The sequence below is a fragment of the Thermogutta hypogea genome, from assembly GCF_055386265.1.
Genome location: NZ_AP042425.1, coordinates 4,442,612 through 4,459,110, shown reverse-complemented (window position 1 = coordinate 4,459,110; position 16,499 = coordinate 4,442,612). Strand labels below are relative to the sequence as shown.

Annotated in this window: 12 protein-coding genes; 6 read left to right on the top strand and 6 right to left on the bottom strand. The window is 62.7% G+C overall.

Annotation, left to right across the window (positions count from 1 at the left end; genetic code table 11):
• Positions 1-42 precede the first annotated feature (42 nt).
• Positions 43-843 (top strand): carboxylesterase family protein, encoded by an 801-nt coding sequence (locus ACZ5B4_RS16005; RefSeq protein WP_464912234.1) that lies wholly within the window; start codon positions 43-45, stop codon positions 841-843.
• Positions 844-1,172: 329 nt separating this feature from the next.
• Positions 1,173-1,478, top strand: coding sequence for a hypothetical protein (locus ACZ5B4_RS16000; RefSeq protein WP_464912233.1), 306 nt, complete (start codon positions 1,173-1,175; stop codon positions 1,476-1,478).
• A gap of 50 nt (positions 1,479-1,528) precedes the next feature.
• Here ACZ5B4_RS16000 and ACZ5B4_RS15995 read toward each other — a convergent pair whose 3' ends face one another.
• Complete coding sequence (locus ACZ5B4_RS15995; RefSeq protein ID WP_464912232.1) at positions 1,529-2,704, bottom strand: aldose 1-epimerase family protein; 1,176 nt, start codon at positions 2,702-2,704, stop codon at positions 1,529-1,531.
• 625 nt (positions 2,705-3,329) lie between these two features.
• Between ACZ5B4_RS15995 and glnA the strand changes: the two genes are divergently transcribed.
• Complete coding sequence (gene glnA, locus ACZ5B4_RS15990; protein WP_464912231.1) at positions 3,330-4,742, top strand: type I glutamate--ammonia ligase; 1,413 nt, start codon at positions 3,330-3,332, stop codon at positions 4,740-4,742.
• 105 nt (positions 4,743-4,847) lie between these two features.
• Here the strand turns inward: glnA and ACZ5B4_RS15985 are convergent, their stop codons facing one another.
• From ACZ5B4_RS15985 to ACZ5B4_RS15975, 3 genes are all read right to left on the bottom strand, one after another.
• Positions 4,848-5,156: a response regulator transcription factor gene (locus ACZ5B4_RS15985; protein ID WP_464912230.1), complete on the bottom strand. Its 309-nt coding sequence runs from the start codon at positions 5,154-5,156 to the stop codon at positions 4,848-4,850.
• Between the two features lie 199 nt (positions 5,157-5,355).
• Positions 5,356-6,039 (bottom strand): hypothetical protein, encoded by a 684-nt coding sequence (locus ACZ5B4_RS15980; RefSeq protein ID WP_464912229.1) that lies wholly within the window; start codon positions 6,037-6,039, stop codon positions 5,356-5,358.
• Between the two features lie 100 nt (positions 6,040-6,139).
• A complete protein-coding gene (locus ACZ5B4_RS15975) occupies positions 6,140-6,898 on the bottom strand; it encodes a PIG-L deacetylase family protein (RefSeq protein WP_464912228.1) in 759 nt (252 codons plus the stop codon).
• Positions 6,899-7,275: 377 nt separating this feature from the next.
• On the opposite strand from ACZ5B4_RS15975, the gene ACZ5B4_RS15970 reads away from it, so the two are divergent.
• From ACZ5B4_RS15970 to ACZ5B4_RS15960, 3 genes are all read left to right on the top strand, one after another.
• On the top strand, positions 7,276-8,679 hold the full coding sequence (locus tag ACZ5B4_RS15970; RefSeq protein ID WP_464912227.1) for an undecaprenyl-phosphate glucose phosphotransferase: 1,404 nt from the start codon (positions 7,276-7,278) through the stop codon (positions 8,677-8,679).
• Entirely contained in the window at positions 8,669-9,955 is a 1,287-nt protein-coding gene (locus ACZ5B4_RS15965; RefSeq protein WP_464912226.1) for a glycosyltransferase, read from the top strand. The genes ACZ5B4_RS15970 and ACZ5B4_RS15965 overlap by 11 nt, the downstream gene beginning before the upstream one ends.
• A gap of 687 nt (positions 9,956-10,642) precedes the next feature.
• A complete protein-coding gene (locus tag ACZ5B4_RS15960) occupies positions 10,643-14,968 on the top strand; it encodes a C25 family cysteine peptidase (protein WP_464912225.1) in 4,326 nt (1,441 codons plus the stop codon).
• A gap of 59 nt (positions 14,969-15,027) precedes the next feature.
• On the opposite strand, the gene ACZ5B4_RS15955 is transcribed toward ACZ5B4_RS15960, so the two are convergent.
• Positions 15,028-15,369: a hypothetical protein gene (locus ACZ5B4_RS15955; RefSeq protein ID WP_464912224.1), complete on the bottom strand. Its 342-nt coding sequence runs from the start codon at positions 15,367-15,369 to the stop codon at positions 15,028-15,030.
• A gap of 241 nt (positions 15,370-15,610) precedes the next feature.
• The gene (locus ACZ5B4_RS15950; RefSeq protein ID WP_464912223.1) at positions 15,611-16,402 is read right to left on the bottom strand and encodes a 3-keto-disaccharide hydrolase; all 792 of its coding nucleotides are present in this window, start codon (positions 16,400-16,402) and stop codon (positions 15,611-15,613) included.
• Between the last annotated feature and the right edge of the window lie 97 nt (positions 16,403-16,499).

Below are 16,499 nucleotides of genomic sequence, written 5' to 3'. Positions count from 1 at the left end.
TTTCTTGTCTGTTTCCAGCCTCATACAATCAAGGAGTTTGTGATGCGCAAGTTGACGCTCATCGCATTGGTCGTGGGTTTGGTGCTTCCTCAGTTTTCCCGCGGAGAAGACGCGGCCGGCAAGCGACGCATGATCAAAGAACGCATGGAAAAACGCGTGTTTACCAATGCCGACGGCGAGACGCTCCCGTATCGGCTGCATCTGCCGGAGGGCTACGATTCCGCCAAGAAATACCCGTTGATTCTGTTCCTTCACGGGGCGGGAGAGCGGGGAGACGATAACGAGGCCCAGCTCAAGAACGACGAATTCTTGAACCTGGCCGCGGCGCCGGATCACCCGGTAATTCTGGTCGCCCCCCAATGCCCGCGCGATCAGTGGTGGTCGGCCATCCGCCGGTCGGCGAACGGTTTCGAGGCTCAGTCGGGTGACCCGAGCCCGGCCATGAAGCTGACCATCCAACTTCTGGACGCCTTGCAAAAGGAGTTCAGCGTCGATCCCGCCCGCCGCTACGTGACCGGCCTGTCGATGGGCGGTTTCGGAACGTTCGACTTGGTGCTCCGCCGGCCGACGGACTTTGCCGCCGCCGTGCCGATTTGCGGGGGAGGCGAGGAATCGCGGGCGGCGGAAATGAAAGGAACCGCCTTCTGGGTCTTTCACGGCGGCGCCGATCCGGTGGTGCCTCCCGTTTTGTCCCAGCGCATGGTCGAGGCTCTGAAAAAGGCGGGTGCCGAGGTTCGCTACACGGAGTATCCCGGTGTGGGCCACAATTCCTGGACGCAGGCCTATAACGAGCCTGAACTGATCGAGTGGCTGTTCTCCCATTCGCGAGCCCAAGCTCCATGAACCGAAAGGTGGAAAACCGCGGGCATCCTCTTCGCCGAAGAGGCTTCTCCGGTCCGCGGTGAGACGCCGCGGGGCGACACGCTGCGGCCCGAGAATCTCTCGCCGCCGTGCGCTCCGCGGCTAATGCGTATCCAATCGACCTTTTCCCGTTCCGCGGATTTTGCTATACCGGCTTGCCATCCCGGGCCGGCTCGAAACGAGAGCCGGGCCACCGGCATCAGCGAATGCGCCGGCGACGATGGCCGTCCCTTTCGCGGCATGCTTTGCGCGGGGCCGGCCAAGGAAGACCACGCTAGGCCCGGCGGCAATAGGAAGGAGTGCGCGAGGCTATGGATCGCAGGCTTTTCTTGGCGATGATTTGCGGTGGAGTAGGCTGCCTAACGCTTTCTTCGCGCCGGCTATGGGCCGCCGGCGACGGCCTCGACCCCGAGGTTCTCAAATCCTCGCTCCGCACGGCCACGCCGGAAGAAAACGGCTTCATCGAATACGTCGTCGGGCTGGCTCGGGCGGGACGGATTTCTCCCAAGATCGTCCAAGCGGCCTACCTTTTCGCCAAGACGAAGCCCAAACACCGCTTCCAGTATTTCAAATTCGCCGTGACGCGTTTGGCGGCGGCGGAGGGAGTGCGATTGTAGCTCCGCCGGCGGCCGCCGAACGTCTCGGCCGCATTCCCCGGTCGCGAAATCTAGTCCCCCACGCCGGCCGACCACTGCGGATTCGGCTCCCGAGAGATCTGCGGCAAAACGCCCTGCTGCAACTCCAACACTTCCGCCCGGGCGGCTTCGACCTCGTCCGACGACCGGTACGCGCGTACCGTCACCGAGAAACTCCGCGACTGGCCCGGTTCCAAGGTCACGACGCGTCCCCGGGCCTTCTCGAATGATCGAACGTTGGGGAAGTTCACGGCCGGTTCCAACCCGGTCACGTAGCCGTCGCATTCCGGCTGCTCATTCTTCCACAAGGTGAAGCACGGCAGTTCACGAACGTTGAAGGCCACACCCACGCCCTGCGTACTTTGGGCGTTGTGCAACAAGGCCGACGATCCGCCCGACGGTTGCGAACCGAGCTCGAAGAAGTAGACCGTCTCCGGTTTGCCCGGGATGCCGGGCCCGTAAACGTCCCAACGATCGATCTCAGCGGCGGCGACGGCATCGCGGGGGGCCATTCTACGGATCGGCAGCACGACGCGGGATTGGGGCTCCAAAAGCGGGGAGCCGAAATTGATGTGATACAGAAGCTCCATTTCGCCCGGCACCCCCGCCCGATTGGTCACGGTGTCGGTGACGGTAAACTCGGGCCGCCCGGGAACGAGGGAGATTCTGGTGGTCAGCTCCAGTTTGGTGAAGAAGAGTCGCGCCTCGCAGACTCGCCCAATCACGCTGATCTCTCCGCTTTCGGCATCGACCGCGAGCTGCACGTGCTCGGCCGGCAGGTTTGCAATCCGCCCATGAAGTGGATAACGAAGCGTGCCGTCCTCTTTGAATTCCGGCGCGCCGTTGCTTTCCAATCCACATCGGACCAGCAGTTCGTCGAAACCTTCCAACCAGCCTAGCCCGCTAGGGTCGAAAACCGGCACGAGGCCGGGATGGACCGGCCCGCGCGTGGGCGAATTCCACCCCAATTGGACCGGGCCGGACTGGGCCTTCCAGATCCCCATCCCACGAGTGGGAACGACCGTCACGTTCATCTCGCCGTTGCCGATTTCGATGACGTCCACACCGTCGCAGGGTCCGCCGTGGAGCCGACGTTTGGATGCTCGAACCGACGCCGCCGCCCCCGGCAATTCACCGGGTGAAATCGTCAGCGAATCGACGTAAACGCCGTGTTGGGAATCGAGAAGGGTCCAAGTCTGCTTGCCCATGCTACCGGTCTCCGAAAGGCTTTCTCGGCCAATTCCTGTTGCCCAATGTTTCGGACGTCCACACCACCTCTTAGCGTCTGCTTCAGGCGCGGCAATAAGCTGCCGCTTTAGTGTAAACCTGTTGTTGGGACGCCGCTAGAGCCGCTTGAATTCGTCGGGAACGACTACGGCGAACAGGTCGCGCGAATCCACTTTCCTCCTCTCGTGCCCTCGAACGTCCTACCCCCGTTCAGGCGGATTTGGCGATGTCTCAACTCAAAATCTTGCGACCGTTTATCGCCGACCGTCGTGGGGAGAAACAAGAGCAAGCTAGTACTTAAGGCTGGGCACGTACCATTGGAGCAGCCGTCATTTGCCCGAATTGTGAGCAAGGACGCGCTTTCAGTGGGCATCCGGTTGTTCCGCTCGAATGCTTTGGGGGCAGGATTGGCCGGAAAAACCCCCGAAAAAGCCGGATCGCCCGGAAATTGAGCTTTGGAATAAGCTTTGCTTAAAACAGCTGACCTGGATGCTTCGGCTCTGGTTGGAAGTTGCGACGCATTCCGGCCGACCGCCGAACCGGGATGTGAAGCGAGTCCTGTGGTTTCCCCTAACCGTTGGTTTCTTGCGAGACAGGTGCAAACGCATGACCCCGAAAGAAGTGCTGGCGCTGTGCCGGGAAAAAGGCGTTCGATCCGTGGATTTACGCTTCATGGATTTTCCCGGTCTATGGCAACATTTGACGATTCCCGTATCCGCTTTGACGGAGGATACCTTCGAGGAGGGAGTCGGCTTCGACGGCTCCAGCATCCGGGGATGGCAGCGCATCAACGAAAGCGACATGCTGCTGGTGCCGCAACCCGAGACGGCCGCCATCGATCCTTTTGCGGAAATCACAACGCTCAACATCATTTGCAACATTCAAGATCCGATCACGCGAGAAGACTACTCTCGCGATCCCCGCAATGTCGCCCGGAAGGCCGTCAATTACCTCAAATCCACGGGCATTGCGGACACGTGCTACGTGGGTCCGGAGTGCGAATTCTTCATCTTCGACGACATTCGCTACGATCAGTCGGCGCAAAGCGGCTACTACTACATCGACAGCGTGGAGGGCGTGTGGAATCGCGGTCGCGATGAAAAGCCCAACCTGGGGTACAAACTGCGATTCAAGGAAGGCTATTTTCCCGTCCCGCCCGCCGATCAGATGTTCAATATCCGCAATGAGATGATGCACTTGATGATCGAATGCGGGATTCCCATCGAGGCCCAGCATCACGAGGTCGCCACCGGCGGCCAGGCCGAAATCGACATGAAGTTCGGCGAGCTGGTGCTGATGGCGGACCGCGTCATGATGTACAAGTACATCGTAAAGAACGTGGCGCGCAAGCACAACAAGGTGGCCGTTTTCATGCCGAAACCGCTGTTCGGCGATAACGGATCGGGCATGCACACGCACCTGTCGTTGTGGAAGGCGGGGCAGCCGTTATTCGCCGGTCGCGGGTACGCGGGCTTGTCCGACATGGCTCTGCATGCCATCGGCGGCTTGCTAAAACATGCCGCCGCCATCTGTGCCTTCAGCAACCCTACGACCAATAGTTACAAGCGGTTGGTTCCGGGATTCGAGGCCCCCGTCAATCTCGCCTACTCGCAACGAAACCGTTCGGCGGCCATCCGCATCCCCATGTACAGCCCCAGCCCCAAGGCGAAACGCTTGGAGTTCCGCTGTCCGGACCCCGCGTGCAATCCGTATCTGGCCTTCTCGGCGATGCTGATGGCGATGATCGACGGGATCCAAAACAAGATCGATCCGGGTCAGCCCTTGGACAAGGACATCTACGACCTCAAGCCCGAGGAATTGAAGGACGTGCCGACTACTCCCGCGTCCTTGCAAGAGGCTCTCGCCTCGCTCCGGGCGGATCACGAATTCCTGCTGCGGGGTGACGTTTTTACCCCCGACGTGATCGACACCTGGATCTGGTACAAGATGGAGAACGAGGTTACGGCCGTGCAGTTGCGACCGCATCCCTACGAGTTCTGCCTGTATGCCGACATCTGATCGCGATGGGACTCCGCGCGTTCGGGAAAAGGATCCACCGGCCCTTTGAGGTCGCACGGCTTCGGCGGAGGCTGAGTGAAGGTCTCAGCGTTCCGCCTTTGTTTTTCAGTTCCAGCCGTCGTCTTTCCGGCCGCTGCGGCGTTTTTCCAAGGGCGTCAGGCGGTCGGAAAGAGAGCTGATCTTCTTCTTGATGGCCAAGCGCGTAACCAGGGCGACCTTGTCGGCGCCCAGCTTGCGCATGGCGTTGGCCTTATGATTGTCCACCGTGCTGGCGGCCAACTTGAGGATGGCGGCCGCCTCCTTCACGGAACAACCCAGGCTGATGAGCCGGACCACCTGTTTTTCTCGCGCGGTCAACGGTTTGCCGCGTGAGGCGTCTCGTTTTTTCCGATTCACGGTCTTTTTCTTGGCCATCGCCCGCTCCTCGCTTCCGCGACCCGACCCGAGCGGTTTCCGCCGATTCGAGTCGGCCCTCGTGAACTCGCCGGTAAAGCCCCAAGCTCGTTATCCCCTTTTATGCGACCCGGCCGCGAGGCGACGGCACCCGGTCGGCCGAGAGATTCCGATCGGCGCCCGGCGGGAAACTCGTTGGCTCGAATGGTGCCGTCCGCCGTCAGGCGGAGTCCGCGTCCTGCAACTCTCTCCATTTCCGGTGCAAACGCAAGGCCCAAAGAAACAGCCAGGCGGGAACCGCGACGGAGGCCGCCGCGATGCCTCCCACCAATAGCGATCCCCCGATGTGCCCCCGCATTAGGGCGACGAAGCTGACAAAGAGGATCGTCGCAGCGGAAACGAAGGTGAGAAACGCGGAGGCCGCCGCGAAAATACCTACGCATTCGACGCCCAGGGGATTTCCTTGCAACAGCAGGATTCCCCCCACCGCCAAGGCCGGAAAACAGACCAAGCCCGGATAATACGAACAGCAAAAGCCCGTGAACTGAGGAAAAAACCAGGTGACCAAAGTCATGATACAGCCATAGCCGATGGCCAGCCCGGCCGCCCAATGAAGCTGCGGCGCCTCGCGCAACTCCGGCGTCGATTCGCCCCTGACCGGGGAAACCGCTGCCGGCGGCGATCCGCCCTGGGGCAAATCCGAAGGCGGCAAGGGAGGCGGACCGCCGCGCTTGCGTTTATCCGCGGACGACTCGGCAACGGCGTACAAATCCTCTTCACGCAGGGGCGGCTCTTTGGGCACTTCCAGCACTTGGCCGCAAGTACACCGCACCTTTTTCCCCAGCAAATCGTCGGGGATCGTCAATTCGCGACCGCAAGCCGAACATTGTATGGGAAAAGGCATGCCGCCACCTTATCCTGGCCGTTCCATCCTGGCCGCTCCGATGCGATCGGCCGAGACCGTCGGTCTTCCGACGCTGGATCCTCGGCTTCCGGCCTCGCGACTAAGCGCGGCCGAACAGCGTCGCTAGGATGTCGTCGCTCGGATAGGCGTGGCCTCGATGCTGTACGAATGCCTCGGCGGCCTCGACCCCGATCTCGGCTCCCCGGAAGCGCGACTGGCGATACATGGATTCCAGGTACTCATCCATGCCGTGATAGGCCCGCAACCATTCACGCTGGCTGACATGGCAGGCCAGCATGGCCGCTTTTTTCTCCAATTGGGCCGAAATATCGACGCGCACCGTGGGTTCGACCGGCCGGCCCAAGGGATCGACGCCTTCGGGCGGATCGCAGTAGTACAGGTACGGCACAGCCGTGTTCGGTTTCAACGGAAATGCCGAACAATTCGGCGCTCCGTGGAGGAAGCTCGCCGCCCGAACCAGCAAGGCCGTCATTTCGTGATCCATCATGTAATCCCGCAATGCGTGCGTGAACACGATGCCGGGTGCGACCCGCCGAAACAAATCGACGACCTTTTGGATCGTCGGTTTGTCGTACACGATGAAACCGTCTCGCTCATCCAAACAGTGATATTCGGCCCCGATCAAGGCCGCGGCGGAGGACGCCTCTTGCGTGCGGCGGCTGCTGATATCCCATCGGTTTTGGGTCATGGTACCGCAATCGCCCGGAGCCAAGCTGGCGATGTGAACTTCCCAACCCAACTCACGCAGTCGGATCAACGTGCCCGCGCACACGAACTCGGCGTCGTCGGGATGGGCCATGCATGCCAAAACCACACGATTGCGATCGGAAGAAGTCACCGCCGTCCTCCGTCGAGCGTTTTCCTGCCATTTCCCTCAGTCAACTGATCGGCCGTAGCAAACGCGGCCGGCGCTGCTACCACGTTATTCCACCCGCCTTCCCGAAACAAGCACCTATGCGGGGGGAATCCCCCAAATGAAAGCGGAGCGTGACCCGTGATCCGCTCCATGGCCCCGTCGCGCGTGCCGCCGCAAGCTATATTTCGCTAGACACGGTTTGAAAAATCGTAGTCGCGGGCCGGTACATGCCGTACGGCCGGGGCCGCCTGGCACGGAACGCTTACCGTACGGGGCACCCTCCCAGGTCTTGCCGCATCGATCCGTCGGTCCTTCACATAGGTCAATCTTGTGGCGGGAATCCGTTCGAGAAGTCCATCATGAATCCTACACGTCGCATCTACCAATATTGGTCGGTTCGCGAGTTGACCTATCGGATCGTGGACGGCGCCGCCGTCGTGGCGGGCGCGATGCTGGCCCAATACCAGACGGGCGGCGATCACGATCGTTATCTGCTGGCAGGTTTGGCGGCCACCATCACATTCCACGTCGTCGCCGAGATCACCGGCCTGTACCGCAATTGGCGCGGCATTTCCTCGGAACGCGAACTCCTCTGCGCGGCGTTCACCTGGTTGTTCGCCATCCCGTTCATCATCACCCTGGGCTACGTTACCGATTCGTTCGGTTATTTCCCGGCCAAGGTCGCGGCATCATGGTTCGCGGTGACGCCCTTGGTCATGACCGTCCTCCGTGCCTCTATCCGGCTGGTCCTGCGGCGACTCCGCGCCGCCGGCTATAACACCCGCCGCTACGCGGTAGTGGGCGTGAACGACCTCGCCTTTCGTCTGGTCGAAGCCTTGGAAAACTCCCCGGATCTGGGGTTGAATTTCCTGGGCTTCTACGATGATCGGCCCGAAGAGCGGACGGGACCTATCCCGGATAGGGTCGGGAAAAAGCTCGGCAGCATCTCCGAACTAGTCGAACATGCGCGGCAGCGCCGCGTGGATATGATCTACATCACCTTTCCCATGCGAGCCGAAGAGCGCATTCGCGGCATCCTCAATCAATTGGGCGATACTACGGCGTCCGTCTACATCGTACCGGATTTCTTCGTCTTCGAGTTGCTGCACTCGCGTTGGACGAACGTCGGCGGTCTGCCCGTGGTCAGCGTGTACGAAAACCCCTTCTACGGAATCGACGGTTTCGTGAAACGTGCGTTGGACGTGGCCTTGGGGGTGCTGTTCCTCATCTTGGCCGCCCCCCTGATGATCGCGATCGCCGTGGCCGTCAAGTGGTCGTCGCCGGGACCGGTCTTCTTCCGCCAGCGACGCTACGGCCTGGACGGTCGTGAGATCGTGGTCTGGAAATTCCGCACCATGACCGTGTGCGAGGACGGTCCGAACGTACAGCAAGCCGTGCGCAACGATCCCCGCGTCACGAAGGTGGGGGCCTTCCTCCGCCGCACTTCGCTGGATGAATTGCCCCAACTCTTCAACGTCCTGAAGGGCGAGATGTCGCTGGTCGGTCCGAGACCGCATGCCAACGTCCACAACGAGGAATATCGGCGGATCATCCAGGGCTACATGTTAAGGCACAAGGTTCGCCCCGGCCTCACGGGATTGGCCCAGGTCCGCGGCTTTCGCGGCGAGACCGACTCCCTGGAAAAGATGCAAGGCCGCGTGGAACTGGACCTGCGATACATCCGCGAATGGTCGCTGTGGCTGGACATCAAAATCCTCATTCAAACCTTTTGGACGGTTCTGCGAGGTCAAAATGCGTACTGACTGGGACGACGCCGGCGCCGCCGTCGTACACGCACCCGATGTCTTGACATGCGCCGCGGAAAGCTCGGATCCCGAGCTGAGGGACCGGCACCGGCGCGACCTCGATAGCGGCTCTGTGCTCGCCGCACGCCGCGTTTTGCACGTCATCAACGGCGAATACTACTCCGGGGCCGAGCGAGTCCAGGACCTGCTGGCTTTGCGGTTGCCGTCTTTCGGATATCAAGTCGAATTCGTATGTCTCCGACCGGGTCTGTTCCCGCAGGCACGGACCGTCACGGAAACACCCCTGGTCGCCTTGCCCATGCGCAGCCATTGGGATTTGAAACCCGCCCGGCGTCTAGCGGAACGCCTCCGCCGCGAGCAAATCGCGTTGTTGCACGCACACACGCCGCGGGCTGCGTTGATTACGGCACGAGCTTGCCGTAGGACAGGGGTCCCCTGGGTCTACCACGTCCACAGTCCGGCCGCCCGCGATTCCACGGCCGGCCTGAAAAATCGAATCACCGCTCTGGTGGAGCGTCTTTGCATCCGCGGTGCGTCGGCCGTCATCACCGTCTCCCAAAGTCTGCTCCGCTACATGGTCGGGGGCGGTTATGATCCGACCCGGTTGTACGTCGTGCACAACGGCGTGCCGATCGCCGCGTTGCCGCGGAGTCCCGACCCGCCCCGCGAATGTTGGAACCTGGGTACGACCGCCCTCTTTCGGCCGCGGAAAGGGACCGAGGTCTTGCTTCACGCCCTGGCTCGGCTTCGAGAATGGAATCTGCCTGTGCGGCTCACGGCGGTGGGACCTTTTGAGACCCCCGAGTACGAAGCCCATCTTAAAAGGCTTGCTCACGAGCTTCGCTTGGACTCCGCGGTGGAGTGGCTGGGATTCCGCCGTGACGTAACCGAAGCCATGCGCGCCATGGACCTTTTCGTGCTCCCCAGCCTCTTCGGCGAGGGGCTGCCGATGGTCGTTCTGGAGGCCATGAGCTTGGGTCTGCCCGTGATTGCCTCACAAGTGGAAGGCATTCCCGAGGCCCTTCGCGACGGGCAAGACGGCGTACTGGTTCCACCGGGCGATCCCGATGCTCTGGCGTCGGCCGCCGCCCGCTTCATCCGCGGCGAGTTGGATTGGGCGATGATGGCTCGCAACGCCCGGCAGCGTCAACAGGAGTCCTTTTCCGATCTCAGCATGGCGAGAGGAACGGCCCGAGTCTATGATCGCGTTCTGACCACTGGCTCAGGTGAAGACGCTTTGGTGGAATACGATTCCTCGTCGCGTGAGTCCTAGCTATGCCGCGATGTCTGCATGACGACGGACCGTTGCGAACACCGCGACGGCAAGCGACCACGTGATCTCACGAAGCCTACCAGCACCAGGCGCAAGCGCGAGCGTCGGGCGTCGGTCCGAGATGGAAGCCGGGGCGCATAAACCTCACCCTCCTCCCCGAAAAATCCATGCAAACGGAAAGTTTGCTTGCCGCGGCGCCGCAACTCCCCGCACTTTTCCTCAAGCTTCCGCAACCGGCGCAGTTTATGGACTAAGTTTCTGGTGGATACGCGGGATGCTCCAAGGCTTTCACGGCATCCTCTTTTCGGAAGTCTAATCGCGTGAATCGGCCTGGAATCCTGGGGATTCTCATCGTTTAGGGTCATGGCTCAGGGGTCTTCCGCTGCTCGTTGACGGCCCCGAACGCCGACCGCCGCTGACGCGCGGTCACCGTACCGCCGGCGGTTGCAACTCGACTCTTCGCATCATTGACGCCGCGCCATGAAATTCGCCAAGCTCATCGCTTCGCCGTCCATCGGCATCGAGGCTTTCCTATCGATTGGGCGATCCGCCCGGCCCGGTCGGCAGCGGAGGAAACGGGATGCCGAGCTGCCGAGTCGCGGTTATCGGCCATTCGGCGGTGCCTCGGCCGATCGAACCCGCCGACATCGCCCCGCTTGCCGTGTTGAGCCGCTCGAATGCCGGCAGATGATGTCGGTTAGCCCGTCCCTGCTGCCCGTGTCTTCGCTTCTCAGCCAAGACGCTTGGACGCAGGCAGACGCCCCTGCCGGTTCCGGCGGCGTGCAAACGCAATGGTCCGGATTCCGGCAGACCGGAGACGGCTGGGATGCCTCCCTGCAATTCCGGTTCGACGGTTTGCCGGCTTTGCAAAGCTTGGGCAGCGGCACGATCGTCACTTTGGCGGGAGCGAACACCTGGTTCAACACGGGCGAGCCGATCTTGCCCGTCGCCTCCCAAAACGTCCTCCTGCCTCAAGGGACGCGACTGGTCGACGTACGGGTGGTGGGACTGGGAGAAGGCCGCGTGCTCGGCACGGGCACGCCGCTCTTGGCCGCGCCGAACCCCGTCCTGCTGGACGGTTCTCAAGGCGATCCCGACTGGACCCAACTCGCCACGACGACGCTCGACATATCGGACGCGGTGCAATTCACCAATCACGGCCTGGCCGGCTACCAGATGGCCGTCATCAACGTCTTTCCCGTCCTCTTCCAGGCCGACGGCGGAGTGCTGACCTATTACGACTCCTTTTCGCTGGAACTGCAACTAGAGAGCGTAGAGGGGGCGGATGGATTGGCCCCCACCAGCGATGCGACCGTCACGGCGGCGATCGCCGGATCCGTCATCAATCCGGAAATGCTGGCCGCCTACACCACCGCAACCCCGGCCGAGCGGTACGACTACGTCATCATCACCAACAACGCACTGGCGTCGGCCTTTCAACCGCTGTTGCAGGAAAAGGCAGCGCGCGGTCTCAGCACGCGGCTGGTGACCACGGATTGGATCGCGGCGAACTACTCGGGCACGGAGAGCGGCGATTTGCCCGACAAGATTCGCCACTTCATTCGCGATGCCTACGCGCAACACGGTACCCGCTACGTGCTGCTGGGCGGCGATCATGAGGTCATCCCGGCGCGAGGCGTCTACGCGGCGGTGGGATCAACCGTCGATAACGGTCTGGGCACCGACATGTACTACGCCTGCTTGGACGGCACGTGGGACGGCGACCGGGATGGAATCTGGGGCGAATCGAACGACGGAACCGGCGGCGGAGACGTGGACCTGGTGCCCGACGTCGCCGTGGGACGCGCTCCCGTCAGCAACCTCACCGAGGCTCGCAATTTCGTCGCCAAAACCGTGCAGTACGCGACGACGCCGCACCCCAATGCGACGAACGCCCTCTTGCTGGGGGAGAAGCTGGACAGCATCACCTACGGCAGCGTCTCCAGCGAGGTCATCCGCGACCGGACCATCCCCGATGAATGGACGGTCGACACGCTGTACGACACGGCGACCAGTGCCTGGACCCGATCCCAACTGATTTCACAGTTGAACGCGTCCCCCAACCTGGTACATCACCTCGGACACGCGAATTCGGTGTACACGGCCCGGCTCCTGCGGAGCGACGTCGCTTCCCTGAATAACGCCTTTCCCTTCTTCATGTATTCGCAGGGCTGCGACGCCGGTTCCTTCGACACGCAAGACATTGCCATTGCCGAGCAATTCGTCGTATCCTCGGCCGGGGCCGCCGCCGTCATCATGAACACGCGATACGGTTGGTATGCGCCCGGGACCGTGCCGGCGGGCAGCCACGACTACGCCCTGGAATTCTTCGACGCCGTGTTCAACGAAGGCATCCGCCGCGTGGGCGACGCCCAAAACGATTCCAAGCTCGACAATCTCTTCCGCGTGGGCGCCGGCGGGGCATACCGATGGATCCACTTTTCCGCCACGCTCTTCGGCGACCCGGAGCTGACGCTGCAAACCGGAGACTGGACTCCGCCGCCGACGGCCGCCATCCGCGGACACGTGTTTGAGGACCTGGACGGGGACGGCATCCTCGACCCGGGCGAGCTCCCGCTCGCTCAGCAGGTCGTCTATTTGGACCTCAACGGCAACGGCAGGCTGGATCGCGATCCCCTCGTCTATTCGCAATCGACGCCCCTGAATCTGATCGACAACGGGGTGGTCACCAGCACGCTGGATGTCTCGGGAGTCGGCCGGATCAACACCTTGGAAGTGCGGCTGAACCTGACCCACACCTACACGGCCGATCTGCAAATCACGCTGATCGCCCCCGACGGCACGCAGGTCTTGCTGGCGAGCGGCGTCGGCGGCTCGGGTGACGATTTCACCGACACCGTGTTCTCGGACGACGCCGACCTCGGGATCCAAGCCGGGGCGGCTCCCTTCACCGGCGTCTTCCGGCCCATGCAGCCGCTGGGCATCCTCCGCGGCACCCAAGCCGACGGCCGTTGGCGACTGGAAATCCGCGACACCATGCCGTGGGACACCGGCAAGCTCAACTCCTGGGCGATCTCCTTCAGCAACTGTGAACCGTTCGCCGTGACCGCCGAGGACGGCTCCTATTCGTTCGAGGGATTGGCACCCGGCGATTACCTGGTTCGCCACATCGTCGGAGAGGGCTATCGCGACACGCTGGGCGAGGAAGGCCGCGCGGTGACTTTGGCCGCCGGACAGGTCGTGACGGGCGTCGACTTCCTGACATCGCGGACGGAAATCCCGGTCGTCGAATTGGGCACCGTGGATTATCTCCGCACCCAGTCGCAAAATGCCGGCAGCACGTGGTACCGCATGACGGCGGCGCGGGACGGCATTCTGACGGTGCTGGCCTCGCCCGCCGGTTCTACAACCGCCCAGATCACGCTTTATTCGGCTGATCGCCGGGTCCTTGCCCGGCAATCGCTGAGCGAGACCGCCGCTCGGATGGACTGGTCGGCCGCGGCGGGCCAAACCTACCTGCTGGAGGTGACCGCCGGCGCGCCGAGCGTCCAGCTCACGGTGGCCAACCTGGTGCAATACGGCTCCGGCGCGCTGACCGTCTTTGGAACGACCGGCGACGATAGCATGACGCTGAGCCTGGAGAACGCGATTGCGCTCCGCCTGAACGACGTCGACTACCGGTTCGATCGCGCCGCGGGGACATCACTCACGGTGCAAATCGATGGCTTGGGCGGCTCCGACACGTTGGACCTGCAACTCGCCGACGGCGACGCCCGGCTGACGGCAGCCCCCAATCTGCTGACGGTCAACATGACGGGCTTGGCGCTGCGTGCCGGCGGAATGGAAGATGCCACGGTGCGAGCAGCCGGCGGGGCAAGCTCGGCGGAGCTGATCGATTCGACCGGCGACGACACCTTCATCGCAGGACCGGGTTGGGGGGAAATGAACGGGCCGGGCTATCGCCTCCGCGCCCAAGGCTTCCGTTACGTTCACGGCTATAGCCGCAACGGCGGAAGCGACGCGGCACATTTGTACGACTCCGCCGACGACGACCGTTTGTCCGCCAACCCGCTGCAAACCGTGCTCTACGGCGCCGACTTCTACTTGCGAGCCAAGGGCTTCCGCTATACGCACGGATACGGCCTGGCCGGCGGCAACGACACGGCCCAGCTCACAGGCTCGACGGGCGGCGACCGCCTGGTCGTGCGATCCTCTTTCGTCAGCCTGAGAAATGACGCGTTCTTCGCCCGCGCCAAAGGTTTCCGCAACGTGATCGCCTTGGGCGGCGGCGGGACCGACGTCGCCGACGCGGCCGGTACCGCTTCCGCGGACCGTTTCATCGGCCGCTGGAACGGTTTCGAACTGCAAAACGCCGTGCAGACCGTGCAGGCGGGCGGCTTCACCGATACGGTCTTCCTGGGCAACGGGGGTAACGATCAGGCCGAACTCTACGACTCTCCCGGCGACGATCACCTGCTGGCGGGGCCTACGTGGGCCGTTCTCACCGGGCCGGGCTATCGCCTCACCGTTCGCGGCGTCGCCGTCATCGACGTGACGGCCTCCGGCGGCGTGGATACGGCGGAACTCCGAGATTCGGCCGGCGACGATACTTTTACCAGTGACGTGTTCGTTTCCACGATGAAGGGGCCGGGCTTCCAAATCACCGCTAGGTTCTTCGACTACGTCCACGGCTATGCGACGGCGGGCGGACACGATACGGCCTACCTCTACGGCTCATCGGCCGACGATCTCGTGGCGGCGCGGCAGGCCCAGACCGTCATCTCCGGAGGCGGCACCTATCGCCGCAGTAAGGCCTTCGACACCGTCTTCGCCCTCCTGGACCAAGGCGGCAACGATGCGGCCGTGATCTACGATTCCGCCGGCGACGATGTGCTTAACGTCATCGGCCGCGATGTGACCATGCAATATCCCACCTCGCGCGTCGAAATCCGATCCGTGGCGACGTTGCTGGCCTTGTCGTCTTCAGGCAACGACGTCAAATCGGTCGTGGCTCCGCTTCTAGAAATGGAATTGGCCGGTCGGTGGCAATAACCGACACGGCCAATGGCGAAGGATTCGAATCGTCCGTCCCCCCTGGGCGGTGACGTGGGTCACGGACCGATGGGAGTGGGGTATTTTTGGAGAAAGTCCCGCGGACCTCGAACCGTGTAATAGGGATAGGTAATCGCGCCGGTCGGCGGCCCGGGATCGACCATCGCCCCTTGATGCATCCCCAAACCCCACGGCCGCATCCCGATCCCAATCGGCGCCCGCATCGGCAAGGGAGCATAGCCGATCGGCGGGCAGGTTTCGCAAATGAATCCGCAGCCGGGGGCGGCGAGGCCGTTCAAACCGATGCCCCGGCCGTGCCGATAGCCGTAGTCTCCGGCCGACGCCGTCCCGCCGATCCCCAGACCGACGACCAACAAGATCATCCACATCGCGTGTTTCATTTCCGGCGATTCCTTTCCGAGTAGGTCACCTTCTTGCCGACGTTTCGGGCGGGTGCGGCGACCGCCGTCCGTTGCCGCCGCGGCCGAAACCTGCTCTAGGCCGCGCAATCCGCTCCCTTAACTCAGACATCGGCCTCACGCCCCGAATAGTCCAGAAAATCGCTACGCTCCCTAAAATGGCATCTTCGACCGGATTGAGATCGCAATGACACCGGGAATCGCGATGCCGGCGGCTCGGCCGTCAAGGAATCGGCCGGAGGCGGAGGTCGCGAAAACGGATGTGCAGCGTCCCGCCGGGGTGAATCTGGAGCGCGATGTGCCCCTTCATCCCCACGTTCCGACTGCGATGCGGCTCGTCGTCCAGCCGTCCTGCGCCGTCATAATCCGCCACGGAGACGCCGTTGACCGTGGTTTGAATGCGGACACCGCGGCATACGATGCGGAGGTCGTTCCATGCCGGCGCGTGCGCCCACTTCCATTCGGCGGGGGCATGCTCCGGTTTGGCATTGGCGGGCCGGCCCACGTCGGGCCAGAGCCAAACCTGCACTCCCCGCGTCTCGTCGTAGATGAATCCGGTTCGCCACGGTCCGGGCGGATTGATGTCCACTTGCGGACCGTCCATCCAGTAGGCCGTGTCGTCGTAGCGGCTTCGCACTTGGATGCCGCTGTTTCCGGTCGAGTCGGCAGTCGTTTGAACTTGCAGCGTCAACTCGAAGTCGGCGTATTCATCGCGACGGACCAGCCAGATGTAGTCGTGGTCGCTGCCCGGCGGAACCACGGCGGCGATGGTACCCTCTTCCACCCGAAAGTAATCTCGCTTGGCGTCGTCCTTGGGTTTGCACTTGACGGTCCAACCGTCCAGCGTGCGGCCGTCGAAGAGGGATATCCAACCGTCCTCGGCCGCGTAGCCGGCACCGGCATGCCCGATCATCAGCCCCACGGCGAAGGCGAAGATTGTAAGTCCGCACCGCCGCGCAGGGCGCGCAAGGGATTTCCGTTGGCTGTGGGAGGGCAAGCAAGCGGTCCGGTTCATGCGATCTCCACCTTGAAACGAGGAATTGTGGGCGACGGGCGAAGCCCCTACACCGCCGGCTTACGCCGGAGGCTCTGAGTCCGTTTGCATCAATCGC

Coding starts and splice junctions, on each gene's coding strand:
- ACZ5B4_RS16005 (WP_464912234.1), top strand. CDS start 43: ATGCGCAAGTTGACGCTCATCGCATTGGTCGTGGGTTTGGTGCTTCCT.
- ACZ5B4_RS15965 (WP_464912226.1), top strand. CDS start 8,669: ATGCGTACTGACTGGGACGACGCCGGCGCCGCCGTCGTACACGCACCC.
- ACZ5B4_RS16000 (WP_464912233.1), top strand. CDS start 1,173: ATGGATCGCAGGCTTTTCTTGGCGATGATTTGCGGTGGAGTAGGCTGC.
- ACZ5B4_RS15980 (WP_464912229.1), bottom strand. CDS start 6,039: ATGCCTTTTCCCATACAATGTTCGGCTTGCGGTCGCGAATTGACGATC.
- glnA (WP_464912231.1), top strand. CDS start 3,330: ATGACCCCGAAAGAAGTGCTGGCGCTGTGCCGGGAAAAAGGCGTTCGA.
- ACZ5B4_RS15995 (WP_464912232.1), bottom strand. CDS start 2,704: ATGGGCAAGCAGACTTGGACCCTTCTCGATTCCCAACACGGCGTTTAC.
- ACZ5B4_RS15960 (WP_464912225.1), top strand. CDS start 10,643: ATGATGTCGGTTAGCCCGTCCCTGCTGCCCGTGTCTTCGCTTCTCAGC.
- ACZ5B4_RS15950 (WP_464912223.1), bottom strand. CDS start 16,402: ATGAACCGGACCGCTTGCTTGCCCTCCCACAGCCAACGGAAATCCCTT.
- ACZ5B4_RS15985 (WP_464912230.1), bottom strand. CDS start 5,156: ATGGCCAAGAAAAAGACCGTGAATCGGAAAAAACGAGACGCCTCACGC.
- ACZ5B4_RS15955 (WP_464912224.1), bottom strand. CDS start 15,369: ATGAAACACGCGATGTGGATGATCTTGTTGGTCGTCGGTCTGGGGATC.
- ACZ5B4_RS15970 (WP_464912227.1), top strand. CDS start 7,276: ATGAATCCTACACGTCGCATCTACCAATATTGGTCGGTTCGCGAGTTG.